28 protein-coding genes and 1 tRNA gene are annotated in these 24570 nt (G+C 54.4%); 13 read left to right on the top strand and 16 right to left on the bottom strand.

The window, feature by feature from the left end; genetic code table 11:
* The first annotated feature begins 67 nt into the window (after nt 1-67).
* Entirely contained in the window at nt 68-1594 is a 1527-nt protein-coding gene (locus tag H6868_09630) for a M23 family metallopeptidase (protein ID MCB9989573.1), read from the top strand.
* Here the strand turns inward: H6868_09630 and mdh are convergent.
* Complete coding sequence (mdh, locus tag H6868_09635) at nt 1591-2544, bottom strand: malate dehydrogenase (GenBank protein ID MCB9989574.1); 954 nt, start codon at nt 2542-2544, stop codon at nt 1591-1593. The genes H6868_09630 and mdh overlap by 4 nt on opposite strands.
* A gap of 172 nt (nt 2545-2716) precedes the next feature.
* On the opposite strand from mdh, the gene H6868_09640 reads away from it, so the two are divergent.
* Nucleotides 2717-3049, top strand: coding sequence for a hypothetical protein (locus H6868_09640; protein ID MCB9989575.1), 333 nt, complete (start codon nt 2717-2719; stop codon nt 3047-3049).
* A 17-nt stretch (nt 3050-3066) separates the two neighbouring features.
* On the opposite strand, the gene H6868_09645 is transcribed toward H6868_09640, so the two are convergent.
* Genes H6868_09645 through H6868_09700 form a run of 12 tightly spaced genes read right to left on the bottom strand, consistent with a single transcriptional unit; the run spans nt 3067 to nt 12417 of the window.
* On the bottom strand, nt 3067-4341 hold the full coding sequence (locus H6868_09645) for a DUF2336 domain-containing protein (protein MCB9989576.1): 1275 nt from the start codon (nt 4339-4341) through the stop codon (nt 3067-3069).
* 10 nt (nt 4342-4351) lie between these two features.
* The gene (locus H6868_09650) at nt 4352-4927 is read right to left on the bottom strand and encodes a DUF3365 domain-containing protein (protein ID MCB9989577.1); all 576 of its coding nucleotides are present in this window, start codon (nt 4925-4927) and stop codon (nt 4352-4354) included.
* Nucleotides 4928-4930: 3 nt separating this feature from the next.
* Complete coding sequence (locus H6868_09655) at nt 4931-6049, bottom strand: cell division protein ZapE (protein ID MCB9989578.1); 1119 nt, start codon at nt 6047-6049, stop codon at nt 4931-4933.
* Nucleotides 6030-6806 (bottom strand): twin-arginine translocase subunit TatC, encoded by a 777-nt coding sequence (tatC, locus tag H6868_09660; protein MCB9989579.1) that lies wholly within the window; start codon nt 6804-6806, stop codon nt 6030-6032. The genes H6868_09655 and tatC overlap by 20 nt, the downstream gene beginning before the upstream one ends.
* Nucleotides 6799-7086 carry a twin-arginine translocase TatA/TatE family subunit gene (locus tag H6868_09665; GenBank protein MCB9989580.1) on the bottom strand — a complete coding sequence of 96 codons (288 nt, stop codon included), beginning with the start codon at nt 7084-7086 and terminating at the stop codon, nt 6799-6801. Before H6868_09665 ends, tatC begins: the two co-directional genes overlap by 8 nt.
* A gap of 17 nt (nt 7087-7103) precedes the next feature.
* The gene (tatA, locus tag H6868_09670) at nt 7104-7286 is read right to left on the bottom strand and encodes a twin-arginine translocase TatA/TatE family subunit (protein MCB9989581.1); all 183 of its coding nucleotides are present in this window, start codon (nt 7284-7286) and stop codon (nt 7104-7106) included.
* Nucleotides 7286-7909 carry an SMC-Scp complex subunit ScpB gene (gene scpB / locus H6868_09675; GenBank protein ID MCB9989582.1) on the bottom strand — a complete coding sequence of 208 codons (624 nt, stop codon included), beginning with the start codon at nt 7907-7909 and terminating at the stop codon, nt 7286-7288. Before scpB ends, tatA begins: the two co-directional genes overlap by 1 nt.
* A gap of 3 nt (nt 7910-7912) precedes the next feature.
* Complete coding sequence (locus tag H6868_09680; protein MCB9989583.1) at nt 7913-8509, bottom strand: TIGR00730 family Rossman fold protein; 597 nt, start codon at nt 8507-8509, stop codon at nt 7913-7915.
* A gap of 1 nt (nt 8510) precedes the next feature.
* Complete coding sequence (locus tag H6868_09685) at nt 8511-9323, bottom strand: segregation/condensation protein A (GenBank protein ID MCB9989584.1); 813 nt, start codon at nt 9321-9323, stop codon at nt 8511-8513.
* Nucleotides 9316-10287, bottom strand: coding sequence for a beta-N-acetylhexosaminidase (gene nagZ, locus H6868_09690; GenBank protein ID MCB9989585.1), 972 nt, complete (start codon nt 10285-10287; stop codon nt 9316-9318). Before nagZ ends, H6868_09685 begins: the two co-directional genes overlap by 8 nt.
* Nucleotides 10288-10309: 22 nt before the next feature.
* Nucleotides 10310-11182 (bottom strand): SPOR domain-containing protein, encoded by an 873-nt coding sequence (locus H6868_09695; protein ID MCB9989586.1) that lies wholly within the window; start codon nt 11180-11182, stop codon nt 10310-10312.
* A 53-nt stretch (nt 11183-11235) separates the two neighbouring features.
* Complete coding sequence (locus H6868_09700; protein MCB9989587.1) at nt 11236-12417, bottom strand: deoxyguanosinetriphosphate triphosphohydrolase; 1182 nt, start codon at nt 12415-12417, stop codon at nt 11236-11238.
* A gap of 193 nt (nt 12418-12610) precedes the next feature.
* Between H6868_09700 and H6868_09705 the strand changes: the two genes are divergently transcribed.
* Genes H6868_09705 through H6868_09715 form a run of 3 tightly spaced genes read left to right on the top strand, consistent with a single transcriptional unit; the run spans nt 12611 to nt 14355 of the window.
* Complete coding sequence (locus tag H6868_09705; protein ID MCB9989588.1) at nt 12611-12928, top strand: group 1 truncated hemoglobin; 318 nt, start codon at nt 12611-12613, stop codon at nt 12926-12928.
* A 39-nt stretch (nt 12929-12967) separates the two neighbouring features.
* Nucleotides 12968-13732, top strand: a complete 765-nt coding sequence (xth, locus tag H6868_09710) for an exodeoxyribonuclease III (GenBank protein ID MCB9989589.1) — start codon at nt 12968-12970, stop codon at nt 13730-13732.
* Nucleotides 13729-14355 carry a hypothetical protein gene (locus H6868_09715; protein MCB9989590.1) on the top strand — a complete coding sequence of 209 codons (627 nt, stop codon included), beginning with the start codon at nt 13729-13731 and terminating at the stop codon, nt 14353-14355. Before xth ends, H6868_09715 begins: the two co-directional genes overlap by 4 nt.
* Nucleotides 14356-14392: 37 nt before the next feature.
* Here H6868_09715 and H6868_09720 read toward each other — a convergent pair whose 3' ends face one another.
* Nucleotides 14393-16165 (bottom strand): ABC transporter ATP-binding protein, encoded by a 1773-nt coding sequence (locus tag H6868_09720; GenBank protein ID MCB9989591.1) that lies wholly within the window; start codon nt 16163-16165, stop codon nt 14393-14395.
* 385 nt (nt 16166-16550) lie between these two features.
* Between H6868_09720 and H6868_09725 the strand changes: the two genes are divergently transcribed.
* Both H6868_09725 and H6868_09730 read left to right on the top strand, forming a co-directional pair.
* Complete coding sequence (locus H6868_09725; GenBank protein MCB9989592.1) at nt 16551-17528, top strand: zinc transporter ZntB; 978 nt, start codon at nt 16551-16553, stop codon at nt 17526-17528.
* A gap of 2 nt (nt 17529-17530) precedes the next feature.
* Nucleotides 17531-18139, top strand: a complete 609-nt coding sequence (locus H6868_09730; GenBank protein MCB9989593.1) for a class I SAM-dependent methyltransferase — start codon at nt 17531-17533, stop codon at nt 18137-18139.
* Between the two features lie 11 nt (nt 18140-18150).
* Here H6868_09730 and H6868_09735 read toward each other — a convergent pair.
* A tRNA-Thr gene (locus H6868_09735) sits at nt 18151-18225 on the bottom strand.
* Nucleotides 18226-18348: 123 nt separating this feature from the next.
* Here H6868_09735 and H6868_09740 point away from each other — a divergent pair.
* From H6868_09740 to murA, 3 genes are all read left to right on the top strand, one after another.
* Nucleotides 18349-18498 carry a hypothetical protein gene (locus H6868_09740; protein ID MCB9989594.1) on the top strand — a complete coding sequence of 50 codons (150 nt, stop codon included), beginning with the start codon at nt 18349-18351 and terminating at the stop codon, nt 18496-18498.
* Between the two features lie 50 nt (nt 18499-18548).
* Nucleotides 18549-19094, top strand: coding sequence for a dCTP deaminase (locus tag H6868_09745; protein MCB9989595.1), 546 nt, complete (start codon nt 18549-18551; stop codon nt 19092-19094).
* Between the two features lie 124 nt (nt 19095-19218).
* Nucleotides 19219-20484 carry a UDP-N-acetylglucosamine 1-carboxyvinyltransferase gene (gene murA, locus H6868_09750; GenBank protein ID MCB9989596.1) on the top strand — a complete coding sequence of 422 codons (1266 nt, stop codon included), beginning with the start codon at nt 19219-19221 and terminating at the stop codon, nt 20482-20484.
* Between the two features lie 10 nt (nt 20485-20494).
* Here murA and H6868_09755 read toward each other — a convergent pair whose 3' ends face one another.
* Nucleotides 20495-20869, bottom strand: a complete 375-nt coding sequence (locus H6868_09755) for a response regulator (protein ID MCB9989597.1) — start codon at nt 20867-20869, stop codon at nt 20495-20497.
* A 161-nt stretch (nt 20870-21030) separates the two neighbouring features.
* Between H6868_09755 and H6868_09760 the strand changes: the two genes are divergently transcribed.
* Genes H6868_09760 through glpK form a run of 3 tightly spaced genes read left to right on the top strand, consistent with a single transcriptional unit; the run spans nt 21031 to nt 24513 of the window.
* Nucleotides 21031-21525: a UPF0262 family protein gene (locus tag H6868_09760; protein MCB9989598.1), complete on the top strand. Its 495-nt coding sequence runs from the start codon at nt 21031-21033 to the stop codon at nt 21523-21525.
* Between the two features lie 28 nt (nt 21526-21553).
* The gene (gene glpD / locus H6868_09765) at nt 21554-23050 is read left to right on the top strand and encodes a glycerol-3-phosphate dehydrogenase (protein MCB9989599.1); all 1497 of its coding nucleotides are present in this window, start codon (nt 21554-21556) and stop codon (nt 23048-23050) included.
* Nucleotides 23047-24513, top strand: a complete 1467-nt coding sequence (gene glpK / locus H6868_09770) for a glycerol kinase GlpK (protein ID MCB9989600.1) — start codon at nt 23047-23049, stop codon at nt 24511-24513. Before glpD ends, glpK begins: the two co-directional genes overlap by 4 nt.
* Nucleotides 24514-24570 lie beyond the last annotated feature (57 nt).

A 24570-nucleotide genomic window follows, 5' to 3' on the forward strand; every position in this document is an offset into this window, starting at 1 on the left:
AAATCTTGTTAACGATTTCCCGTCATAATAGGGGCAATCGCGGTAAAAAGGTTAAGAAAGAGCTTTAATGAGTGACCAAAAGCAACAAGCTCCCGAAATTGAAAGCGCAGGCAAACCGCCTGTGATTGAGGTTGTCGCTCCTCTTTCCGCCAAAACCGCCCTGAACGACGCCGCGGCGCCCGCCGGCGGGCAAACAAGCTTCAAACAACTCGGCCCCTTGCAACAGCTCATCGCGATGCTGTTTATGGCTCTGACCGGCATGATGGGCGAAGAGGAAATGGATAACGGCCCCCTGACCGGCATTTTTGCCTCGATCATGGGCTTTGGTGATGATGAACAGGGCAAAGCCGCCTTCAAACAGTGGCACACAGCAGAATCCGCCAACTGGAAAGAAAATTTCGATTTTGGCAAAGGATTTGATTTCAGCCGGGCCGGCGAACTCGTCACGTCGCCGCTGGGCAATGTACCACCTTCCGGCGATCCTGATTTTGATCGCGCTATAAAATACGTACTGAAGGAAGAAGGCGGATTAAACCTGAACGAACCGAATGGTGGAATCGCAAAATTCGGCATCAACAGTAACGCCAACCCGGACGTTGACGTCGCTAATCTGACCGCTAAAGACGCGATTGGTTTTTACAAAGAGCGCTACTGGGACAAAATGATGAACGATGCTGAAAAAGCAGGCATCGCACTGGATCACAACGAAGCCCTTGTCGCCTTCGACGCCTATGTCAATCAGGGACAAGGCTACGGTAAACGGATGTTGACAGAAACGGGCGGCAATCTGGATAAAATGTTCGATCACCGTCAGGAGCGCTACAACGCCACAGGCCACGAAAACATCGCCGCTATACGGCTGCCCCACCTGAGGGAAGAAATCACCAGCAACAAGGAATGGACCGCCATTGCCGATAACCGCGATCACAACGGCATACTGGTCGGCAAGCCTGTTGATGATATCCGGATTTCCGACTCATACCACGTGCGCGACCATCATCCGACCAGAGGTGGCTCCGCCATGCACCGGGGCATTGATATGGCCACGCCGAAAGGCACAGAGCTACACGCCACCGAAGATGCACAGGTCGCTTATGCCGGCCACTCAAACGGCTATGGCAATATTGTGGTCCTGCACCATGGTGAAGGCGTTTACAGCATGTATGCACACCTGGATCGCGATACCGTCAAAACCGGCGATATCGTACGGCAGGGAGAAACCTTCGCCTACACAGGCAACAGCGGCATCGGAACAGGCGCCCACTTGCATCATGAAATCTGGATTCAAAAAGGCGACGCCGCCTATACCGTCGATCCGCAAAAAGCATGGGGCAAGAACTTATCCGACCCCGCCGTACGCGACGGGCTGATCGCCGACTCTCAGCAAATCGCTGGGGGATACGATATAAGATCAAAAGCCTTTAACGCGCGCGTTGCAGCGGATTACCGCGATGGCGGTACACATGACCACACAACAAGCGTCGCCTTCAACGACGCGGTCGAAGGACCGAAAGTCGGACAAGTGGCCGAACCGGAAACACCGGGCCGGGCCCCTGCCGCACGCAATGACGATAATTTCAACCTGACGGCCTAGGCCGCTTTATCCAGCGCCGCCAGCAAATCATTCACCGCTGCGACGGACTTGTCGAACATGGATTGTTCTTCGGCACTCAGGGACACCTCGATAATTTTCTCGACCCCGTTCGCACCGATCACCGTCGGCACGCCGATATACAGACCGTCAACGCCGTATTCACCGGACAGCTTCGCCGCACACGGGAACACCCGGCGCTTGTCTTTCAGGTAACTCTCCGCCATGGCAATCGCACTGGAAGCCGGAGCATAGAAAGCCGATCCGGTTTTCAGCAAATTCACAATCTCGATCCCGCCATCACGGGTACGCTGGACGATCTGGTCGATTTTTTCCTGTGTGCTCCAGCCCATTTTCACGAGATCAGGCAGCGGAATCCCCGCCACGGTTGAATACCGCACCAGCGGTACCATCGTATCGCCGTGGCCGCCTAGAACAAAGGCCGTAACATCTTCGACGGACACATCGAATTCCTCGGCCAGAAAACACCGGAACCGGGCGCTATCCAGCACCCCGGCCATCCCGACAACCTTGTTCGCCGCAAAGCCCGTTGCCCGTTGCATAACCTCGACCATCACATCAAGCGGGTTGGTAATCACGATGACAAACGCATCCGGCGCATATTTTTTGATGTTCTCACCGACAGTTTTGATGATGCCCGTGTTGATACCGATCAGGTCATCGCGGCTCATTCCCGGTTTACGGGGAATACCCGCCGTCACAATCACCACATCAGAGCCCTCAATCGCCGCGTAATCGTTGCTACCGACAATCGCCGCGTCAAAGCCCTCAACCGGCGCCGATTCGGAAATGTCCAGCGCCTTGCCTTGCGGCACACCTTCGGCAATATCGACAACGGCAATATCGCCCAGTTCCTTAAGGCCCGCCAGATGCGTGAGCGTTCCGCCGATCATCCCGGCGCCGACCAACCCGATTTTGTTCCTGCGTGGCATGGTAATAAATCCCTTCGTTATTCTGTGTATGATTGAAAAATTCGATGCCTCCGAATCTATCATTTCCGCGATACGCTTGGAAGAGCGCTTTTATCTAAAAAAATGTTTGCATAACAAAAAACAGAGTTTTAGGATTTTCATCTAAACAAAAAAACAACAGGGAGCAACGATCATGAACAAACAAAAAACATCTATAGCAATAGCCCTTGGCGGACTTGCATTACTGGCAAATTCGTCCTTTGCCTGCGATGATGGGCGCTGGCGATTTGGCTGCATTGCGCAATCCGACAACGATAACCCAGTGGAAACCCTAAAGACAACAGGGTTTGTTCCTTTCAACGATCCTAAAAAATGGAACAAGAAAGAGATTAACCCCCGTGATAGCTGGCGGCTGCGCGGACCGGTGAACGTCGACCAGTTAAAAAAAGAATTGAAGCCGGGCGGTCCCCCATGCCTGACCACCAAAAAGCCGTTATCCCCCGATATGATGTGCTACAAGGTTTAAGATAAGCTGTTTCCGCTTCACAGCCCCAGAAATTCAAGCTGCCAGCGAAGCTCGTCTTCGCTGAGCGGGTAATCCGTGCCGCCGCGCGGATAGATCAGCTCCTTGTGGGAAACCTGGGCGAGATCCTTTTGCAACTGCAACGCCAGTCGCATGGATAAATCAGCCTTCCAGGACAACGCCACCACCGCCTTGGGCGCCTTCATACCAAATATCTTTTCGACCGCTTCCAAGGGTACTTTAGCGCGCAAAGCAATCATCGCGTAAACAAGGCGGCGATCCCGCAGCGCCAGCGCATCGGATACGGCCTCTTCGGTCAAGCGCCCTTCCTGATCAAGCGCCACCGCCCGCGCCATGGGGTCCTCTCCGGCATCACCGGCCTGCGCCCCGGCGAATTCCAGACGCCGTCGGAAAACTTCCGCGATTTCCCGGGCCGTTTCCCGGTCGAAATCCTTGCGCTTGCCCAGCAACGCCCGCACAGATTCATCGGCAAATTGCGCCAGTTCCTTTGCCAGTTCCGGCGGCAGGTTTTTCCTGAGCGCCACGCCACCTTGCCATTCCGGATAGTCGCGAGCCTTTTCGATGATCGTTTTCAAAAGAGGCGGCCCGATCTGCGCCCCTTTGTTCCCGATCAGTATTTTACCCGCCGGACGGTTATCACTTTCGATCACAGCTTCGGAAACCTGAGAGCTAACCATTTTCCGGGCGGCAATCGCCGTCACCGCCCACGCCGCCGGATGCGTTTTAATGATATCCAGCAAATCCTCATCGGCCAGCGCCGTGCAAAACCGCAAAACCGGCTCGGAGACCTCGCGTTCGATATCACGGGCAAGCTGCGCGGCCACCTTGGGCGGCGCATGAGCGCAATCCTTCAGAGTACTGGATAGTGCCTTGCGGATTTTAAGAACCTCATCCAGCGCCAGCCGCCCAAGCGCCTGCACCGCATGGGCGTAAAGCTGGCTATGCGTATCTTCGGATAGCTCCGGCAGCAATTTAACCAGCCGGCCAGCCAGCGCCAGCCGCACATCCTCATTCGCATCCCCGGCCAGAATGGCCGAAGCTTGCACCGGTGTCGATTTATTGGCCGCCACCGCCTTACGGACGGCGGGATCGGGGTCGTGTTCGGCAAGATAGTAAAGGATTTCCTGATGGGTCTTCGAATTGCCCGCCAGATTCATCCGACCCTTTAAATCCGGTGACAGCGCGATCCCCTTTTCCCGGTCATACCGCACCGGATCAGGTTTTTGCTGTTTCGGAGGTGTGCCCCCCAATAGATTTTTAAACACGCCCCACATTCGTTTTTCCTCACTCGTAAAACACAGCAATCGGTTTACTTAAGGTAAACGCCCCGCGGATATCACCAACAGCAAACCCCGTTGCTTCATCTTCCGGATAAAGTTTCATCAGGCTTTCGGTAATTTCCGGCGCAATATCCGAACCATGGCAGATCAGGCACATATCTGCGGTGGGAATCGCCTTCATATAGCGCACCAGATTGCCGTCCAGCCCGATCATTTCCAGATCTTCGACCGGTACACCCGCCGCTTTTTGCTGTTCAAATTTTTCAAGAACCTGCCCTTCCCAGCCATTGGGCTTGTTATCCGGGTTACGGGTTTTGAGCGCCGTACGGCGCAGCGTCCACCCGGTATCGGCAGCGGCTCCCATGGCAATGGGGGCGGCGCGCTCGTGACAAACCTCCAGCGCCTGAACAGGCCCCTCATCTGTCAACGCCGTCATCAACGCCTCTTTCAGCTCCCCGGAAAATGTCCGGGTTAATGCCTGGGCCTGCGCCCCGTAATCATCATCTTCCTGCGCGATTGCCGATAACAAACCGGCAGACAACAACAAAACAGCTATTAAAAATATATATACGAAACGCATCGTTTATAATTTTCTTTCTAGGTAATCCTTGCTCTGCATCTCGATCAGACGGCTGACCGTCCGGTCAAACTCAAACGCATAATCATGCCCGTCATAGAGTTTATCAGCCGAGGCCGCCGCCGTCACCACCAGTTTCGTTCCCCGATCATACAGCGCATCAACAAGGGTCATTAACCGTTTGGTTTCATTACGCCTGTCATAACCAAGACGAGGAATTCCCTCGAGAAAAACCGTGTGATAGGACTGCGCGATATGCAGATAATCCTCCGCCCCCATCGGACGCTCACATAGCTCCGCAAAGGAAAAACGCGCCACGCCCTTGGCCACAACCCGCACCTTCAAATCCCGTCCCTTGACGCTCAGGATTTCCTTGTAGGTTTTCGCCCCTTCCGTCAGGTCTTTGAAAGCCCGGTCGGCATGCTGGCGCGCCGGTTTCCCCAGCGGCCAGAAATAAACACCGTCCTGTTGCAAGGTTTCAAGGCGGTAATCGGTCTCCCCGTCCATGGCAATGACGTCAAGACGCTCCTTAAGCAACTTGATAAACGGCAGGAACAAATCGCGCTGCAATCCACCTTCGTAAAGCCGGTCAGGCTCCCAGTTCGACGTCGCCACAACAATCACACCTTGCGAAAACAACGCCGTAAACAGCCGCCCCAAAATCATGGCGTCCGCCACATCCGTGACATGAAATTCATCAAAGCACAAAACCCGCGCATCCCGTGCCACCTCCTTGGCAAAATCCGGCAAAATCGCCTCTACCCCGTCACCGCGCCGCCTGTGAAGCCCGTCGTGAAGCTCGATCAAAAATTCATGAAAATGCACCCGCCGCTTTTTCAGGCTATCGGGCAGCGCTTCAAAAAACATATCCATGATCATGGATTTCCCGCGCCCGACCCCGCCATGCAGGTAAACACCTTTTATATTCTCATTGCCCTTATCCGTCATTGCGAGAAGCCGAAGGCGACGAAGCAATCCATCATTACCAGATCGTTTCGCTTCGCTCGCGATGACATCTTCGTAAAGGCTCTGCAATGCCCTCACGGCCCGCTCCTGATACCGATCAGGGGTAATCCGTTGATCGTCTATGCGTTGTTGATATTGCTCAAGCGGTGATATCGACATGTTTTTGGGCTTTGCGCACCAGGATGATGGAAATTTCATACAGAGCCATAATCGGCAACGCCAATAGTACCTGAGAAATCACATCGGGGGGAGTTAAAAAGGCCGCAATAACAAACGTCACGACAATCGCGTATTTACGCTTGCGCGCCAGACCTTCGGCCGTGACCATCCCGGCCCGGCCCAGCAGGGTTAACAGGACGGGAAGCTGGAAACACAGCCCGAACGCAAAAATCAAGACCATCACCAGATCGAGATATTCCCCGACCCGTGCCTCAAGCTGGATTGGCAAAACAGTCTCGACCGCCGTGCTTTGAAAACCAAGAAAAAATTTCCACGCCAGCGGCATAACGACATAGTAAACCATGGCCCCGCCAGCAAAAAACAATACCGGTGTCGCAATCAAAAACGGCAAGAATGCCTTTCGTTCTTCCTTGTACAAACCCGGCGCAATAAATTTCCAGATCTGCATCGCCAGCACCGGGAAGGTCAAAAACAGCCCGGCGAAAAATGAAACTTTGATATAGGTAAAAAACGCCTCGGTCAGGCCGGTATAGATCAGACGCTGTGTGCTGTCCGGCCCCATGGCCTTGGCCAACGGCGCCACCAGAAATCCGTAAATATCCTCGACAAACACAAAACACAAAGCCGTCCCGGCGATCAGCGCCGCAAACGACCACAACACCCGTCGCCGAAGTTCCGTTAAATGTTCAGCCAACGGCTGCTTTTCATGCTCGTTCACGGCTGTCTCGTCAATCATGATTGTCGTCCCGTGCGCTGTCGGCAGGCTTTTTTTCTTGCACCACTTCGCCGTTTTTATCGACCGGCTTTTCCTCAAAATTCACGCCACGGCGCAAATCATCGAGATCATGAAGCTTCATAAAATCATCAAATTGCCGGGAAAAAGCATAGCGGATATATTGCAGCCGCCGGACAATCCGCCCCAAGCCATAGAGAAGCCCCGGAATCTCTTTCGGCCCGATGACCAAAACGGCCACAGCAACAATAAGCAGCAATTCAACGAGGCTGAAATTCATCATAATCGGCTGACCTGAAATTAATCAGCTTTGTCTTTCTTGTCCTCAACTTGCGGTGCGGCGGCATCCTCATCCTTCAGCCCTTTTTTAAAGGCCGTGACGCCCTTGGCCAGATCGCCCATAATCCGCGGCAACTTGCCTGCCCCAAACAAAAGCAGGATCACCAATACAATCAATAAAATTTGCCAGATACCCGGTGCCATTACGCTAATTCCTCTTCGCTATCGTTTTGCTCAACAACTTCGTCTTCTACGTCTTCAAACAGCTCGCCGGTCCCCGGCACAGTCTCAATCGCCGGACGGCGGTCCAAAAGCCCCGAAGCCTTCAACTCATCCAGCCCCGGCAGATCGCTCATCGACTCCAGCCCGAACTGGTCAAGGAAAGCCGTTGTGCTCACCCATGTCAAGGGGCGACCCGGTGTTTCGCGGCGGCGGCCCGGCTTGACCCATCCGGCCTCCATCAGGGCATCCAGCGTCCCTTTATGCGTCGCCACACCGCGAATATTCTCAATCTCCGCCCGTGTCACCGGCTGATGATAGGCCACAATCGCCAGCGTTTCCATCGCCGCGCGCGACAACTTCCGTTGCACTTCCTTGTGAACCGCCAGCGCATCGCCCAGATCAACAGCCGTCCGAAACGCCCAGCTGCCGTCCATATCCACCAGATTAACGCCGCGGCCTTCATAATGTTTTTGCAGCGCCATCAACATCCCGCCCAGATCGACATTTTCGGGCAGACGCTCCCGCATCGCTGCCAGCGTCAGAGGCTCCGCCGATGCAAACAGCATTGCTTCCAGAAGACGTATATCCTGTTCCTGATCACTCATCCGTTAAATCCATTTCGATCGCAGGTCTTTATCCGGCTCCGGCGCGTTCAAAAGCAAATCGGGAATATCATCAATCGTAGCCGCCATAGAAAACTGTGTCCGGTCGCTATCGCGCGCAAAATGAGAATCAACGATCCTATCAATCAAGGGCTGCAACGGATCCCAATAACCATTGATATTTGCCACGACAATCGGCTTAGCATGGACGCCAAGTTGCCGCCAGGTCATAACCTCAAAAAGTTCATCCAGCGTCCCAAATCCACCTGGCAAAATCACAAACGCATCAGACAAATCCACCAGCTTTTGCTTGCGCTCATGCATGCTCTCGACAATATGCAATTCGGTCAATTCCTGATGCTCTGTTTCTTTTCCGTCCATAATCTTGGTCAGGAATTCCGGCACAACGCCAATCACATCCGCGCCGCCGCCCAGCGCCGCATCGGCCATCAGCCCCATCAACCCACCGGCTGCGCCGCCATAAACAGCCGCCCAGCCACGCTGCGCTATAAGTCGCCCCATATCACCGGCCGCTTGTTTGTAAACATCATCAACCTTGTTCGATGATCCGCAATACACACACACTGATTTTATTGTCGTCATTCTATTGTTCTTCCATTCTTCCGCGGAGATAAACCGGACGGAACAAACCATCCTGTTTGATTTCGATTTTACCTTGTTTAGCCATTTCAAGGCTGGCCGTAAAGACCGAAGCCATCGACGACCGTCCGTAAAGACGATCTTTAACGCCCTCCGGAATAAAGCTTTGCAACGTCGCCCATACGCTCCACGGCCCTTTGCGCGGCAGTTTACCCAGCATCGTCGTCATACGCTCCAGCGCCGTTTCCATGCTCATCAGATGAAAAACCGGCAATTCGTAATTATTATCCTCACCGCGCCGCTGGATCGCGCCATAAGCCTGCAACAGCTCATAAAGTGATGCCTCGTAAACCGTATCGGTTTTGGTGCTGAGCCCTTCCGGCATACCGCGCGGGAAAATATCCTGCCCCAGTTGCGGCAAGGCAAACAGGTCCTCGGCCGCCTTTTGCATAGCCTCCAAACGCCTGAGCTGGAATTGCAGCGCCTCGGCCATCGTCTCGGCGTCAATTTCCTCGTCATCGTCCTGGCGCGGCAAAAGCAGACGGGATTTCAGGTACGCCAGCCACGCAGCCATCACCAGATATTCAGCCGCCAGTTCCAGCCGCAATTCCTGCGCCCGGTCGATAAAGGCCAGATATTGGCGTGCCAGCGCCAGAATCGAGATTTTGGTCAGATCAACCTTCTGATCCCGCGCCATCACCAGCAGCACATCAATCGGCCCTTCAAAGCCGTCAATATCAAGCAACAGCGCATCAGCGCCGTGAGTTTCAACCTCACGCCGCGGCGGATCTTCTTCAAAAACGGCGGCCTCAGCCATGCTGAACCTTCCTCTTAACCCATGAAACCGAGCGGTTATAGCGCATAACAGCGGCCTTTGTCATCTTTTCAGCGTTGGCGGCCACCGCCTTCATCTCGGCCATATCACCATTGCAGTGCAAAACGATGTCGCACCCCGCTCGCAAAACCATGTCGGTGCGTGCCCCGATATCACCGCAATCGCCCAGCGCGCCCATCGACACATCATCGCTCAGCAATAACCCGTCGAAATTAATATCCTCGCGGATGACATCGTAAATGACTTTTCGGGAACATGACGTCGGCAAGCGGTCGTCGACGGCCTTGTATACGACATGCGCGGTCATCCCCCACAGCGCTTCAGAAAAGGATTTGTTCATGACATCCCGAAACGCCTTGAAATCTGTATTCTTTAAATCCTCCAGCGACGCATCCACCACAGGCAAATCCTCATGAGAATCACTGCAGGCACGCCCATGTCCCGGCAAATGCTTGATAATCGGTATAATACCTTGCTCCAGAAACGCCGCGCAAACCACAGAGCCCAAGGCAGCCACAACTTCCGGATCGGAATCATAGGCCCGATCACCAATCACATCATGGGTTTCAGGAAACAACACATCCATAACCGGCGCGCAGTTGACGGTTACACCATTTTCGGCCAGCTCCCTTGCCAGCGCCATTGAACTATCCCTTAAGGCATCCCGCCCCTTGGCAAAATCACGAAGGAACATTCTCCCAAAGCTATGAGCCGCCGGGTAATCATGCCCGTGCGGGGCCTTAAGACGCTGAACCCGCCCACCTTCCTGATCGATCAGGATCGGCGCTTCACGCCCGACAGCCTCATGTAAAGACGCACATAAAGCCTTCACCTGATCCGGATTGTCACAATTACGGGCAAACAGGATAAAGCCGAGCGGATCGGCATCCCGGAAAAAATCACGCTCTTCAGGAGTAACAACAAGGCCGGACAGACCGCATATCATCGCGCGCGGAACGCGGTCTTCCTCAACGCTTGACAACAAGACAGCCTCCGGGCCGTTTTGCTTCCATAGCCGCACAGATAGACCGTGCTTGCGCCTCGCTTACAGTGCCGCCCTGCACCCGGTAGAATACACCGCGCCCCCCCAGATCGGCTTTTTGAACCCGCAAATCAAGAGAACTCAACTGACCAGGAAACTGGGCTTGCAATTTTTTCCATTCGGCGCGCGCCGCATCATCCGAGCGCAGACTGCCAAGCTGGACCATATGCGTCCCGCTGCCCGTCACAGGCCGCGTCGCATCCCCGGCCGCCGGTTCAATTTTTGCGGCCTTTGCGGCCTCGCTTGACGACATCGCCGCCGTTTTTACCGGGCTGGTCGCCGGCATCGGCAATGCGGCCGTTTCATGAGCTTCATTAACCGCAGGTTCCGGCTCAACAGCTTTTGGCGCTTTCTTAGGCGTTTCTATTGTCAAGCTTACATTGTTATCTTTGTCGACTTTCAGCTCGGTTTTCAGGCCGGCAAACAACTCTTCGCGGTCGACAGGCTGCTCCGATTCGGACTCCGCCAGCAAATTTTCAATCCGGGCAGAGTCATTATTATTCTGACTGGAACGCAGCGCTTCAAAAACCGTGCTGTCCCGATAAGGCACATCCATACCACCGGGATCCTGCGGCACAGCCCGGACAGGTGTAGCATCGGCATGAATAACCGGCACGGCCATCAACTCCTGCTTTTCTGCTTCACGCGGGTAGCTGTACCAAAGGACGCTCACCAAAACCACCAGCAAAACGGCAAAAATCGCTGCCGTCAGTACAGGTCCACGATCACGGATCGCGCGCCGCTTGTGCATCGGCCCGCGATTGTAATACGGATCATCAAGTTCATCATAATGTGCCATACGGAAAATCTAGGAAAAATTCCGATAAAACGCAAGCAAACCGTTGCAGTTATTCACTGGAAAACACTGTGAAAATGAAACAGGCGGTCATGTTCAAGGATCGCCTGACGATCGGTCATGTTCGCAATATAATCGGCGATCAGGCGGGCCTGTTCGGTTTTTCCGGCCCCTTCCGGCGCCCGCCAGCGATCAGGAAGAAGGCGGTAATCATCGATAAACGCCTGATAAATATCATGCACAATCCTGTATCCGGCCCGATACATGCGGTGAACCTTGTGATGACGATACATGCGATCAAACAAAAATGCCCGCAGATCGTTTACCTGAACCAGCATGGAATCAGAAAACGCCACCATCGGTTTACCGGCATGACGTACATCATCCGGGTTTTGCGGATTAAGGGCTTCAAGACGCCTTTTTGCTTCGTTTAACACATCCTCGACCATCGCGCCGATCATCTCGCGGATCATTTCCTGTATAAACAGGTGACGGGACAAATCAGGCCACTTAGCCCGTACGTCTGCCATAACCCGTGACAATAACGACAGGGACTCCAGATCGGCCAGATCAAACAACCCCGCCGCCAGACCGTCTTCGACATCATGGTTGTTATAGGCAATATCGTCGGCGAGCGCCGCCACTTGCGCTTCTATTGTGGCATAGGTCTTAAGCCGCAAATCCGTTTGTTTCTGCAAACCCGTCAACGTCACCGGCAATTTACCGGTCACCGGCCCGTTATGCTTGACCACGCCTTCCAGCGTTTCCCACGTCAAATTCAGCCCCGGCCAGTCCGGGTACTTACGTTCCAGATGAACCAGAACACGTAAGGATTGATCGTTATGGTCGAAGCCTCCCACCTTGGTCATCGCTGCTTTCAGCCCCTCTTCCCCGGCATGGGCGAACGGCGGGTGCCCCAGATCATGAGCCAGCGCCACTGTTTCGGCCAGATCCTCGTTCACCATCAAGGCCCGCGCCAAAGAGCGGGCAATCTGGGCAACCTCCAGCGTATGAGTCAGGCGCGTCCGGTAATCATCGCCTTCGTGCGCGACAAAGACCTGCGTCTTGTTTTTTAAGCGGCGAAAAGCGCTGCAATGAATAATCCGGTCACGATCCCGCTGGAAACAGGTCCGGTGCACACTTTCCGCCTCTGCATACAAACGCCCCTGACTTTGATCCGGGCGGCAAGCATATGCCGCCAGCGGCAAAGCACAGTAATTATAAGAGGTTTGATCCATGAATTTTCCCTGGCACATACGTTTGTAGGCAAAGATAAGCCCGTCAAAAACAACCATTGCTTTTATAAGCGCCCCTATCTTAGACTGACTTGGTACTATTTATCACCCATCAGGAGAGACACTGATTATGCAGGATAACCAAAACGGATGCTGCCCGCAAAACCTTTCTGGTCAAATGGGAGGGAAGAATATTGTGAAGAGTATCGTCAAAAATTTTTACGATAAAATGCTGACTGACGAACGAACATCTCATTTTTTTAATAAAATAGACATGGAAAAACAGCGCACAATGTTCTGCACGATGTTGGGCATCGCGATAGAAGGCCCGGGAAAATATTCGGCTGACGACCTGCGTGCCGCCCATAAAAATCTGGCCCTGAACGATAATTTGTTCGATCTAACCCTGCAAAAATTCGGGGAAGCCATAGACGATCACAACATCCCGCCTGAAGTTCGACAAAACATCCTGAGCGTCTTGGACAGAACCCGTGATGATATCTTGAACAGGTAAAGGCTTGTTACCCGACTGTATCCTGTTATTCTGTCCCGCATGAAAATTGCCAGCTGGAATATTAACTCACTCAAAGCCCGCAAGGATCACGTCACAAAATGGCTGACGGACCATCAACCCGATGTGTTGATGGTGCAAGAGCTTAAAGGCGTCGATTTCCCGGCAGACGATTTCAAGGTCATCGGTTACGAAAGCGCTGCCGTCACCCAGAAAACCTATAACGGCGTTGCCATTTTCTCGAAAACCCCCATTAAAGTTATTCACGAATCCTTGCCCGATAACGATAACGATGAACAGGCCCGCTATCTGGAAACCGAGATCAATGGTCTGCGGATAATTAATATATATCTGCCCAACGGTAACCCGGTTGATACCGAAAAATATACCTACAAGCTGTCATGGATGGACAGATTGAAAGCCCGGCTGGAAACCCTGCGATCCGAACGCATTCCGTTCCTGATCGGCGGCGATTTCAATGTCATCCCGGACCCCCGCGATTGTTACGATCCCAAAGCATGGGAAGACGACGCCCTGTTCAAAATCGAAACCCGGCAAAAATTCAAAAGCCTGCTCAATCTGGGGCTAACCGATGCCTTCCGGGTGTTTAACCAACAAGATGCCCAGTACACATTCTGGGATTATCAGGCCGGGTGCTGGCCGAAAAACCACGGGATCAGGATCGACCATTTCCTGCTCTCTCCGCCGATCACAGACCGCCTTGTAAATTGCATGATCGACACAGCCCCGCGCGCCCTCGACAAACCTTCGGATCACACCCCGATCGTGCTGGAGATCGAAAAATGAGACGTTTTTTACCCCTCATAGCCATAGCCTGCTGCACCCTGACCGCTTGCCAGACCACCGGCAGCAATTACCAGCCTTACCTCGACAAAAAAGGACTCGCCGCCCCCATACCCGACTCCTTCCCCCATTGCCGGGCTTATGGCTGCAAGAAAACCGATACCCTTTCGCTGTTCGAACAAGACTGGCAGGAAATCGGGAATTTTTTCACGACAGTAAATGACGCAGAAACAGAACGCGCTGCCATCGGCCGGGCCATCGGCCTGTTCGAACGAAAAGTCGGCGCCCTGAACGGTACCAGCGCCGATAAGGCCGGCACCTTCGCCGGCGTCGGGGCCGGCGCAGCTCAGCACGACTGCGTGGATGAGAGCATTAACACAACGATCTATCTGGCCTTGCTGGAAAAACAGGGATGGCTGTATCATCACACCGTATCCCCCCCGGTATCGCGCACCCCCGTCACGACAATGTTCAAAGGCAAACTCTGGCCGCACCAGACCGCCGTCATCACAGACACGGAAACCGGTGAACGATATGCCGTCGACAGTTGGTTTTACGATAACGGCCACGACGCCGAAATCGTTCCCCTCGGCCCTTGGTATCGCGGCTGGAGTCCCCAAAAGTAAACAGGAGGGACATCAGCCCCTCCCGTTCTTATCATTATTATCCACCGATCAAATCGAGCGCCTGCATTTCATAGAGCTGCCGATAGAGATATCCTTCGCGGACCGACAATTCTTCGTGCGCCCCCTGCTCCACCACCCGTCCCTGATCGAAGACCAGAATACGGTCGACGGATTTGATCGTCGCCAGGCGGTGGGCAACCGTAATCGTCGTCCGCCCACGCATCAGTTCCGCCAGCGCTTTCTGGATATAATGCTCCGAAACCGAATCCAGCGCCGAGGTTGCCTCGTCAAGGATCAGGATCGGCGCATCGGCCAGAATAGCCCGGGCAATCGCCACACGCTGCCGCTCACCACCAGAAAGCTTCACGCCGCGCTCCCCGACCAGCGTGTCATAGCCTTGCGGCAACGCGCTGATAAAGTCGTGGGCATAAGCTTTCTGAGCCGCTTTGCGGATTTCACCCATACTCGCGCCCGGCTTACCGTAGGCAATATTCTCGGCCAGCGAGCGATGGAACAAGATCGGCTCCTGCGGCACCAGCGCAATCGCCCGCCGCAGCGAGTCCTGCGTTACATCGGCAATATCCTGCCCGTCGATCCGAATTTCACCGCCCTGCACATCGTATAAACGCTGCACCAGCTTGATGAACGTCGACTTGCCCGAACCGGAATGCCCGACCAGCGCGACATGCTCGCCTTCCGCAATCGCCAGAGAGAACCCGTCATAAAGCGGGTCATTCTGCCCGTCATAGGTAAAACGAACGTTATCGAACGTGATCCGCCCTTTACCGCGCACAAACAGCCTGGCTTCAGGCTTGTCAACGATATCATCCTTCCTGAGCCAAAAAGTGATACCGTCCTCCATCTCGCTGATCGCCTTCTGCAGTTCAGCAATATGACGACCAACCTCCCGCAGATAACCGCCCATGAACATACCGCTGGTCAGAGCCAAAACAATGTCACCGGGCGTTGCTGTGCCCTCACGCCACATCCAGATTGACATACCGACCATCCCGGCCACCATGAAGTTACGAACGATTGATCGCAACAAGTCAGTCGTCTGCCCAGTCTGACAAGCATTCAGGAAAATTTGATACCAACGACCGGTCAGGGCCTGAAAACGTTCATCCTCACGCCCCTCGGCACCGAACGCCTTAACCGTCGGCACACCGGTCATGACATCAGCCAGCATCGCACCGATCGCTGTATCCTTTGCCGCCGAACGCGTAAATTTCGGCGCCAGAATCGCAACCGACATATAGATACTCATCCCGACATAGATCAACATGGTCACCGTGGCATACAGCCCGACCAAAGGCACCTTGATCAGCAGCATCACCGACATACCGAGCATAATAATAGCCGCCGGCAGTAATCCCATGAACAGGGTATCCTCGAAGCGGTCAAACGCCCACATGGCCCGGGTAATTTTCCGCACCGTCCCACCGGCAAAGGCATTGGCATGCCAGTCCGTCGAAAAGCGGATCACCTTGTGTGATAACTCCTCAAGGATATGCTTCAGGTTTCTCAAAGCCGCAACGTTCCATGTATAAAATGCCAGCGACCAAAACACCGTATGCACAAGGGACAGCGCCATAAAGACGACAAAACTCTTGGTCGTAGCCGCCGCATCCCCCTGCGTCAGGTGATCCATAATCTGCCCGGTATAGACAGGCACAATCACATCCGCCACCACGGATGTCATCATGAACACGACAGCAGCGATCATCAAAACCGGGTAACGTCCCCAATAGTCCATTGAGAAACGCCACACATCGCCATATGTGATTTCTAGTTTTTTATTTTTTTTCATTGTTCGTTTTCCTGCTTTGGTGTTTCAAAAGCCGGGACGAATAACAAAGTGAAAAAAGGGAAAAAGTCTCTTTTGTCGTTTTGCAAAAACGGCCCGGCTATCATGCCCGGACCGTATGCTTACACCTCTAATGGCGCGGCAAGAGTCCGGGAATGACCGCATAATTCGCGGATGGAATATTAAATCGCGTGGTCATAGGTCACTCCTTTCTTGTCTTTCAGAGGTTGTGGAAACAAAAAGGCGGAAAGCCGCCCTTTGTTACACCCTGCCATATTTTGATAATATATTGCAAGAAGTTTTCTGCATCGCAGCAAATTTTTACAATAGACAAAACTACTCCGTACCCCAATTATAGGAAGGAGAAAAAAATAAGGGCACATATCTTATGAGCGAAACCAACGGCATCCTGTTCGCCAGCACCATCGATGGCAACGGCAGCGGCCAGCTTCTAACCGGTCAGTCTGTCACAGACACCGTCCGCGCCGACACGCTGGCCTGGGTCCATCTGGATGCCCGCGATCCCGCGGCACGCGCATGGATCGAAACAGAGATCAGCTATCTGGACAAAATCATTGTCGATGCCCTGCTGGCCGAAGAAACCCGACCCCGGATACTGGAATTCGATGACGGCGCCCTGATGATTCTGCGCGGGGTAAACCTGAACGACGATGCCGACCCGGAAGACATGATCTCTATCCGGATGTGGGTGGATGCCCACCGGATTATCAGCGTCCAGCGCCGTAACCTGAAAACCGTTGCCGACATCCAAGACCGCCTGAAAAACGGGAAAGGGCCAAAGGATGGCGGTGAACTGGTCGCCACACTGGCCGCCCGTCTGCTGGAGCGTATGGAACCCATCTTCACAGAACTGGATGAAAAACTCGATAATATCGAGGAACAGGTCATGGAAGACCCGGAAGTCAGCGAACGGCAGGACATTATAACCATCCGCAAACGCGCGATTATTTTCCGCCGCTATATCGCCCCCCAGCGCGATGTTATCGCTTACTTACGCACCTCCGAGCAACCATGGCTAAATCAGGGCCATAAGCGGCACCTGCAGGAAAGCCTCGACCGTATTATCCGCTACATCGAAGATCTCGACGCCATCCGTGAACGCGCCCAGATCGTCAAGGATGAACTGGCCAATGCGCTATCGGACCGCCTGAACAGGAATATGTATGTGCTTTCGGTCGTCGCGGCCATTTTCCTGCCGCTCGGCTTTTTGACCGGCCTGCTCGGCATCAATGTCGGCGGCATTCCCGGCGCCGACAACCCCTATGCTTTCTGGATATTCATGGGCTTGCTGATCGCCCTCGTCGCCGGCCAGATCGCCCTGTTCAAAAAACTGAAATGGTTTTAGCGATGACCATGAAACCCTTCTGGGATGAACGCTACAGCCAGCCGGAATACGTTTATGGCACGCAGCCCAATGATTTTCTGAAAGCCTCGATAAGCCACCTCCCCAAAACCGGGCGCGTCTTGTGCCTCGGCGAAGGCGAGGGCCGCAATGCCGTGTTTCTGGCCGGACACGGACTGACTGTTTGCGCCGTGGATATCTCATCCGCCGGAAAGGAAAAGGCCGAACGTCTTGCCGCCGATAACGGCGTTTCAATCGAGTATATCGTCACCGACGTCAATGATTTCGATTTCGGGGAAAACAAATGGGATGCGATTGTCTCGATCTTCGCCCATACCGATCCGGAAACGCGCCGCCGGACTTTGCCCAAGGCTTTAAAGGCGCTTAAACCGGACGGCGTGTTTATCATGGAGGCTTACAACCCCGAACAGATCAAATACGGCACCGGCGGCCCGCAAGACCCGTCATGGATGGTTGCCCTCGATGAGCTTCTATCCGTCTTTAAAAATCAGGATATCCTGCACCAGTGCGAAAAAGAACGCGACGTCCATGAAGGCACATGCCACACCGGCAAAGCCTTTGTCACCCAGTTTATTTGTAAGAAAACAGCCTGAAAAGCGAAGCATGGTGCTGTCGGAGAGAATTGAACTCTCGACCTCTCCCTTACCAAGGGAGTGCTCTACCTCTGAGCTACGACAGCGCTGGGATAAGGGTTTTCCCCAAAGCGATCGGCAACCTACAATAAAATTTCTGGCATGTCACGCCTGTTTTTTATATAGTCGCACGGCTTTTCGGAAATTAATAAAGATTCGGATCAAAGACAATGGCGCAGGCCTCGGAAAAAAACGAGACAGCAAAGAGGCGCGCGGAACAGCGCGCAGAAAAACGCGCCGCCGCCCTGCGTGACAACCTCCGCCGCCGGAAAGACGTAAAGAGCGAACAAAAAGACGGGAACCAGACCACATGCAAGTGATGGAAAAACAGCCGGAAACAGATACCGCCCTCAACGCCCTGCCCGGCATTATGCCCGACCACTGGATTCGGGACATGGCTGAAAATCACGGCATGATCGACCCGTTCGTCGAAAAACAAAAACGCGAGGGCAATATCTCGTTCGGCCTGTCATCCTATGGCTATGATGCGCGCTGCTCGGATGAATTCATGATTTTCACCAATGTCGACAACGCCGTTGTCGATCCCAAGGATTTTTCGCACCAGAGCTTCGTCGAACGCAAAACCGATGTCTGCGTCATTCCGCCGAACAGCTTCGTCCTGACCCGCACAGTAGAATATTTCAAAATCCCCGACGATGTGCTGGTGATTTGCCTCGGCAAAAGCACCTATGCGCGCTGCGGCCTGATTGTTAACGTGACGCCGCTGGAACCGGGCTGGGAAGGTCACGTCACGCTGGAGATTTCCAACACCACGCCCCTGCCGGCAAAGGTTTACGCCAACGAAGGCGTGGCACAGTTCCTGTTCTTCAAGGGCAGCAGCCCGTGTGAGACCAGCTATGCCAGCCGGTCGGGCAAATATATGGGCCAGCGCGGCGTTACTCTGCCCCGGCTTTAAAGGACAAAAACACATGGTAAAAACGCAAATGACATCACAAGATACCGCAGCCCCTCAGGTCGAAAAAGAAGCCGTAACCGGCCAGACCATTGAGTTAATCCGTACCGAAGTCAAATCATCGGGTCTGGAGAAAATCTGTATTCGCGGTGGCAAGCGTCTGGAAGGCACAATCGCCATCAGCGGTGCCAAAAACGCCGCCCTGAAACTGATGTGCGCGGCACTTCTGACCGATGAGACTTTGCAACTGACCAATATGCCCGTCACGCTCGGCGATATCCGCACCCTCGGCGGCGTTTTACAGCATATAGGTGCCGTCGTAGCCCTGCGCAGCGATAATGTCGGCATTATCCGGGCCAGGGAGATCACAACACCGGTAGCGCCCTATGATCTGGTTCGCAAGATGCGCGCCAGCATTATGGTTCTGGGACCGTTACTGGCCCGTCACCATGAAGCCGTGGTATCCCTGCCCGGCGGCTGCGCCATCGGCACACGCCCGGTTGATTTCCACATTGAAGGCCTCCGCGCCATGGGCGCCGATATCATCATCGAGGACGGCTATATCAAGGCCAAAGCGCCCGGCGGGCTGAAAGGCGCGCACTACACCTTCCCGAAAGTCAGCCACACAGGCACGGAAAACCTGATGATGGCGGCGACACTGGCCGAAGGCACGACCATCCTGTCCAACGCGGCGCGTGAGCCGGAAGTCGAAGATCTCGGAAACTGCCTGATTGCCATGGGCGCGAAAATCGAAGGACTGGGCACACCAAAAATCACCATTCACGGCGTTAAAAAACTGCACGGCGCCACACATCAGGTCATCGCCGACCGTATCGAAACCGGCACATTTATGGTTGCCGTCGGTCTGACGGGCGGTAAACTCCGCCTGAAAAACACGCGGCTGGATTTGCTTGCCGCTCTGGTCGGCCCTCTGGAAGAGGCCGGCGTTATCATCGAAGAAGACGGCAACGACATTATCGTTTCCCGCAACGGTCACCGCCTGAAGGGCATCGACATCATGACCGAACCTTATCCCGGTTTCCCGACCGATATGCAGGCCCAGTTCATGACAATGCTGGCGCTCAGCGAAGGCGCAGGCATGGTCACGGAAACCATTTTCGAAAATCGCTTTATGCATGTCCCTGAGCTATGCCGGATGGGCGCAAATATCACGGTCCACGGCGGATCAGCCATCGTGCGCGGCGTTGAAAAACTGACCGGCGCGGAAGTTATGGCGACAGACCTGCGCGCGTCGGTCGCGCTGGTTCTGGCCGGACTCGTTGCCGAAGGAGAAACCACTGTAAACCGGGTATACCATCTGGATCGCGGCTACGAAAATATTGTTGGGAAACTGACAGCCTGCGGCGCGGATATCGAACGGGTGGCGGGATAAGACAGCCCGCTCAGGCCGGCCCAATTAATTCTTCGACTTCATGCAAAAACACCGATCGATCAATCGGCTTGAGCAATGTTTTATCCGCGAATAAATCGGCAGCGCACTGATATTCTTCAACCGCGTTTTCCATGCCGCCGGTAATGGCCAGAATCGGAATACGGATTTGCTCCTTCTTCAGAGCTTTCATCAACTCACAGCCTGTCATATTCGGCATAACGATATCGGTAATCAAAAGATTATAACTACTATCGGATTTCAGGGTCTCAAAAGCATCTGCCCCGTTATTTTCCTGATCGATAACATAGCCGGCATCCGTCAGGTATTTCACCAGCATGCTCCGGATGAATTCATCATCATCTACAAGTAAAATTTTCTTAGTCATTGTGTCTTCCCCCTGAACAGCACGAACCGTCCCCCTAATACTATCGTATAGGTATAGCTCCGTCTACACGATATCCCCCCTTCACCCTATATTTTCCCCTTGCGGGGCCGACGCCAAATTGCCACAGTATAAAAAACATCCGTGAGTTATGGCGTCCCTTTATGAATAAAACATCTCCCTTTTATCTCTCAGACGTGCGCATGGCCGGCACAGAAGGACAAAACAATCACAGCGCTCTCGACCATGAACGGAACAAAGCCCTCGACGAGCTTGTCCATCATCACGACCTGTTTCACCCGGCAAACGACGACCAAGGCCCGTATAGCCTTATAATCGGCATCGAAAACGGACAACTCGCCCTGCAGATCAAGAATGATGAGGGAACCCCCCTGCCGGCGCTTCTGCTGTCCCTGACCCCCTACCGGCGTTTGATCCAGGATTATTTCCTGATGATCGACAGCTATGAGCAATGCCGCCACGAAGGCAACTGCCAGAAACTCCAGACCATAGACATGGCCCGCCGCGGTCTGCATAACGAAGGCGCAGACTTGCTGATGGCCCGGCTGACAGGCAAAATCAACATGGATCACGAAACCGCCCGGCGGCTCTTTACGCTGATCTGCGTACTACACAAGACCCATATGAAACTGGTATGATAAAAACCGCAAACCAGCGGGAGAGATCATGACAAACAAAGCACATTACGATCTGTGCGTCATCGGCGGCGGTATCAACGGCGCGGGCATTGCCCGTGACGCCGCGGGGCGGGGTTTGTCTGTCCTGCTGGTCGAAGCCCGCGATCTGGCGTGCGCCACATCCTCGGCCAGCTCCAAAATGATCCATGGCGGCTTGCGCTATCTTGAACATTACGAATTTAAACTGGTCCGTGAAGCCTTGCAGGAACGGGAAATCTTCTTGCGCACGGCGCCGCACCTGATCCGCCCGATGGAATTTGTCATCCCGCATGAAGTGACCATGCGCCCAGCCTGGATGATCCGGGCCGGCTTATTCCTGTACGATCATCTGGCCCGCCGCCGGGCTTTCAAGGGATCCCGGAAAATCAAGGCCAGCGCCTCATCGGATCTGACAGAACCGCTCGAAAATAAATACAAAACCGCTTTCGTTTATAGCGACGGTCAGGTCGATGATTCCCGGCTGGTGGTTTTAAACGCCGTCGATGCCGCCGAACGGCACGCGACAATCCTGACCCGTACAATTTGTGAAGCCATCACTCCCCTGTCGGATCACTGGAAAATCGGCCTGCATGATACGCTCAAGGACCGGCATTTTGAAATCAGCGCCCGCACCATCGTCAATGCCGCCGGCCCATGGGTGCGCACGATCCTCGACCCCGCCGGGCTGGCCCTGCCCGACACACCGAACGTCCGGCTGGTCAAAGGCAGCCACATCATCATTCCCCGGCTCTACAAGGGCGATCACGGTTATCTGTTACAACAACCCGATGGCCGCGTTGTCTTCACATGGCCCTATCAGGACAACACAACCCTGATCGGCACAACCGAAGTCGATTATAGCGGCGATCCATACGAATCCACGATTGACGATAACGAAATTTCATATCTATGTCAGGCTGTTAATAATAGCTTTAAAAATAAAATCGATTCGAACCGTATTTTATTTAGCTTTAGCGGCGTCCGCCCGTTATTCAACGACGGCACCCAAAATGCCTCCGCCGTCACACGCGATTATAAAATTCATTTATTACAAAAGGATAACCTTCGTCTTTACAGTATTTTCGGCGGCAAAATAACCACGTATCGCCATCTGGCGGCCGATATGGTTAACCGCCTGACCGACACGGAAAGCTGGACTGCCGCCAGTCCCCTGCCCGGCGGGGATATCAAGGAAGCCGATTTTAACCACTTTGTCGAAGAGCAAAAAGAGCGCTATGACTGGTGCCCGCACGACATTATCGAACGCTATGCGCGGGCCTATGGCACCCGGATGAACATCCTCCTCGAGAGAGCCGCCGAAGGCCGGAACATGGGATTCCATTTCGGCGACCATTTGTTCGAAGCCGAAGTGCGCTACCTGATCGACCATGAATTCGCCCGCACGGCGGAAGACATCCTCTGGCGGCGGTCCAAACTCGGCATGCATGCCGGTGACCAGACCGTCAAAAATCTCGAAGAATACCTATCGAAGGAGCCTGCTACATGACCGCCCCGACCATTCTCGCCATTGACCAGGGCACCACCAGCTCGCGCGCCATTTTATTTTCCGCGGACGGCGACATTCTGGCCCTAAAGCAAAAGGAACTGACGCTCCACTACCCGCACAAGGGCTGGGTCGAACAGGATGCCATGGATATCTGGAACGACACACTGTGGTGCTGCCGGGAAATCATAAAGGAAACCGGCACCACCCCCGCCGCCATCGGCATCACCAACCAGCGCGAAACCACCATCCTGTGGGACCGCACGACCGGCACCCCCATCGGCAACGCTATCGTCTGGCAGGACCGCCGCACCGCTGAAACCTGCGAAGCCCTTACAAAAGCCGGGCATGAAGACACAATCCGCGCCCGCACGGGCCTGCTGCTCGACCCGTATTTCTCAGCCACCAAGATCGCATGGATGCTCGATAACATCAACGGCCTGCGCCCCCGCGCCGAAGCCGGAGATATTGCCTTTGGCACCGTCGATAGCTGGCTGCTCTGGAACCTGACCGACGGGAAAATCCATGCCACAGATGCCACCAACGCCGCTCGCACGATGCTTTTTAACATCCGGGATAATGACTGGGACGATACACTCCTGAGCCTCTTCAACATCCCGCGCGCCCTCCTGCCGGACGTCAAGGACAACGCCGCCGCTTTTGGTACCACCGACCTTCTGGGGCCGTCCCTGCCGATCAGCGGTATCGCCGGCGACCAGCAGGCCGCCACCATCGGCCAGGCCTGCTTTGACAAAGGCATGATTAAATCAACCTACGGCACCGGCTGTTTTGCCCTTATGAATATCGGCCCGGAATTCAGGGAATCCCAACATCGCCTGCTGACCACACCCGCCTACCGCCTGAACGGCAAGACAACTTACGCCATCGAAGGCTCGATCTTCGTCGCAGGCGCAGCCATACAGTGGCTTCGTGACGGTCTGGGCCTGTTCGCCGACGCCGGCGAAAGCGAAGCGCTGGCGACTTCTGTAGGCGATAATAACGGCGTTTATTTCGTGCCGGCCTTTACCGGGCTGGGCGCGCCCTATTGGAACCCGCACGCCCGCGCCGCCATTTCCGGCCTGACGCGGGAGAGCACCGCCGCCCACATCACCCGCGCCGCCCTGGAGGCCCAAGGCTACCAGACCCGCGATCTGATCGACGCGATGATCGCCGACACCGGTTATGATCCGGCTGTGATCCGGGCCGACGGCGGCCTCGTCGCCAACGGTTTTGTCTGCCAGTTCATCGCCGACATCATCGGCAAACCGCTGGAAATCCCGAAAGTCGCAGAAACCACGGCGCTCGGCGCCGCTTACCTTGCCGGGCTGCAAAGCGGTATCTATCAGGACCTGGACGATATCGCCGCCCGCTGGCAACGCGCCAGCCGCTACGATCCGCAAATGGACGCCGCCACGCAAAACACGCTCTATACCGGCTGGCAGGACGCCGTCAAACGGGTTTTGTGACGAAACATTCATCCTGCAAGATATCTTCACAATCAATACAGGGACGGGTAGTTTTTT

This window comes from Rhodospirillales bacterium (assembly GCA_020638175.1).
Taxonomy (GTDB): domain Bacteria; phylum Pseudomonadota; class Alphaproteobacteria; order Micavibrionales; family Micavibrionaceae; genus JACKJA01.

Coding starts and splice junctions, on each gene's coding strand:
- glpD (MCB9989599.1), top strand. CDS start 21,554: ATGACAAACAAAGCACATTACGATCTGTGCGTCATCGGCGGCGGTATC.
- H6868_09680 (MCB9989583.1), bottom strand. CDS start 8,509: ATGACGACAATAAAATCAGTGTGTGTGTATTGCGGATCATCGAACAAG.
- H6868_09665 (MCB9989580.1), bottom strand. CDS start 7,086: ATGATGAATTTCAGCCTCGTTGAATTGCTGCTTATTGTTGCTGTGGCC.
- tatC (MCB9989579.1), bottom strand. CDS start 6,806: ATGATTGACGAGACAGCCGTGAACGAGCATGAAAAGCAGCCGTTGGCT.
- H6868_09730 (MCB9989593.1), top strand. CDS start 17,531: ATGACCATGAAACCCTTCTGGGATGAACGCTACAGCCAGCCGGAATAC.
- glpK (MCB9989600.1), top strand. CDS start 23,047: ATGACCGCCCCGACCATTCTCGCCATTGACCAGGGCACCACCAGCTCG.
- tatA (MCB9989581.1), bottom strand. CDS start 7,286: ATGGCACCGGGTATCTGGCAAATTTTATTGATTGTATTGGTGATCCTG.
- H6868_09740 (MCB9989594.1), top strand. CDS start 18,349: ATGGCGCAGGCCTCGGAAAAAAACGAGACAGCAAAGAGGCGCGCGGAA.
- nagZ (MCB9989585.1), bottom strand. CDS start 10,287: ATGATATGCGGTCTGTCCGGCCTTGTTGTTACTCCTGAAGAGCGTGAT.
- H6868_09760 (MCB9989598.1), top strand. CDS start 21,031: ATGAATAAAACATCTCCCTTTTATCTCTCAGACGTGCGCATGGCCGGC.
- H6868_09725 (MCB9989592.1), top strand. CDS start 16,551: ATGAGCGAAACCAACGGCATCCTGTTCGCCAGCACCATCGATGGCAAC.
- xth (MCB9989589.1), top strand. CDS start 12,968: ATGAAAATTGCCAGCTGGAATATTAACTCACTCAAAGCCCGCAAGGAT.
- H6868_09720 (MCB9989591.1), bottom strand. CDS start 16,165: ATGAAAAAAAATAAAAAACTAGAAATCACATATGGCGATGTGTGGCGT.
- H6868_09650 (MCB9989577.1), bottom strand. CDS start 4,927: ATGCGTTTCGTATATATATTTTTAATAGCTGTTTTGTTGTTGTCTGCC.
- H6868_09715 (MCB9989590.1), top strand. CDS start 13,729: ATGAGACGTTTTTTACCCCTCATAGCCATAGCCTGCTGCACCCTGACC.
- H6868_09645 (MCB9989576.1), bottom strand. CDS start 4,341: ATGTGGGGCGTGTTTAAAAATCTATTGGGGGGCACACCTCCGAAACAG.
- H6868_09655 (MCB9989578.1), bottom strand. CDS start 6,049: ATGTCGATATCACCGCTTGAGCAATATCAACAACGCATAGACGATCAA.
- mdh (MCB9989574.1), bottom strand. CDS start 2,544: ATGCCACGCAGGAACAAAATCGGGTTGGTCGGCGCCGGGATGATCGGC.
- H6868_09700 (MCB9989587.1), bottom strand. CDS start 12,417: ATGGATCAAACCTCTTATAATTACTGTGCTTTGCCGCTGGCGGCATAT.
- H6868_09695 (MCB9989586.1), bottom strand. CDS start 11,182: ATGGCACATTATGATGAACTTGATGATCCGTATTACAATCGCGGGCCG.
- H6868_09640 (MCB9989575.1), top strand. CDS start 2,717: ATGAACAAACAAAAAACATCTATAGCAATAGCCCTTGGCGGACTTGCA.
- H6868_09755 (MCB9989597.1), bottom strand. CDS start 20,869: ATGACTAAGAAAATTTTACTTGTAGATGATGATGAATTCATCCGGAGC.
- H6868_09685 (MCB9989584.1), bottom strand. CDS start 9,323: ATGGCTGAGGCCGCCGTTTTTGAAGAAGATCCGCCGCGGCGTGAGGTT.
- H6868_09745 (MCB9989595.1), top strand. CDS start 18,549: ATGCCCGACCACTGGATTCGGGACATGGCTGAAAATCACGGCATGATC.
- scpB (MCB9989582.1), bottom strand. CDS start 7,909: ATGAGTGATCAGGAACAGGATATACGTCTTCTGGAAGCAATGCTGTTT.
- H6868_09630 (MCB9989573.1), top strand. CDS start 68: ATGAGTGACCAAAAGCAACAAGCTCCCGAAATTGAAAGCGCAGGCAAA.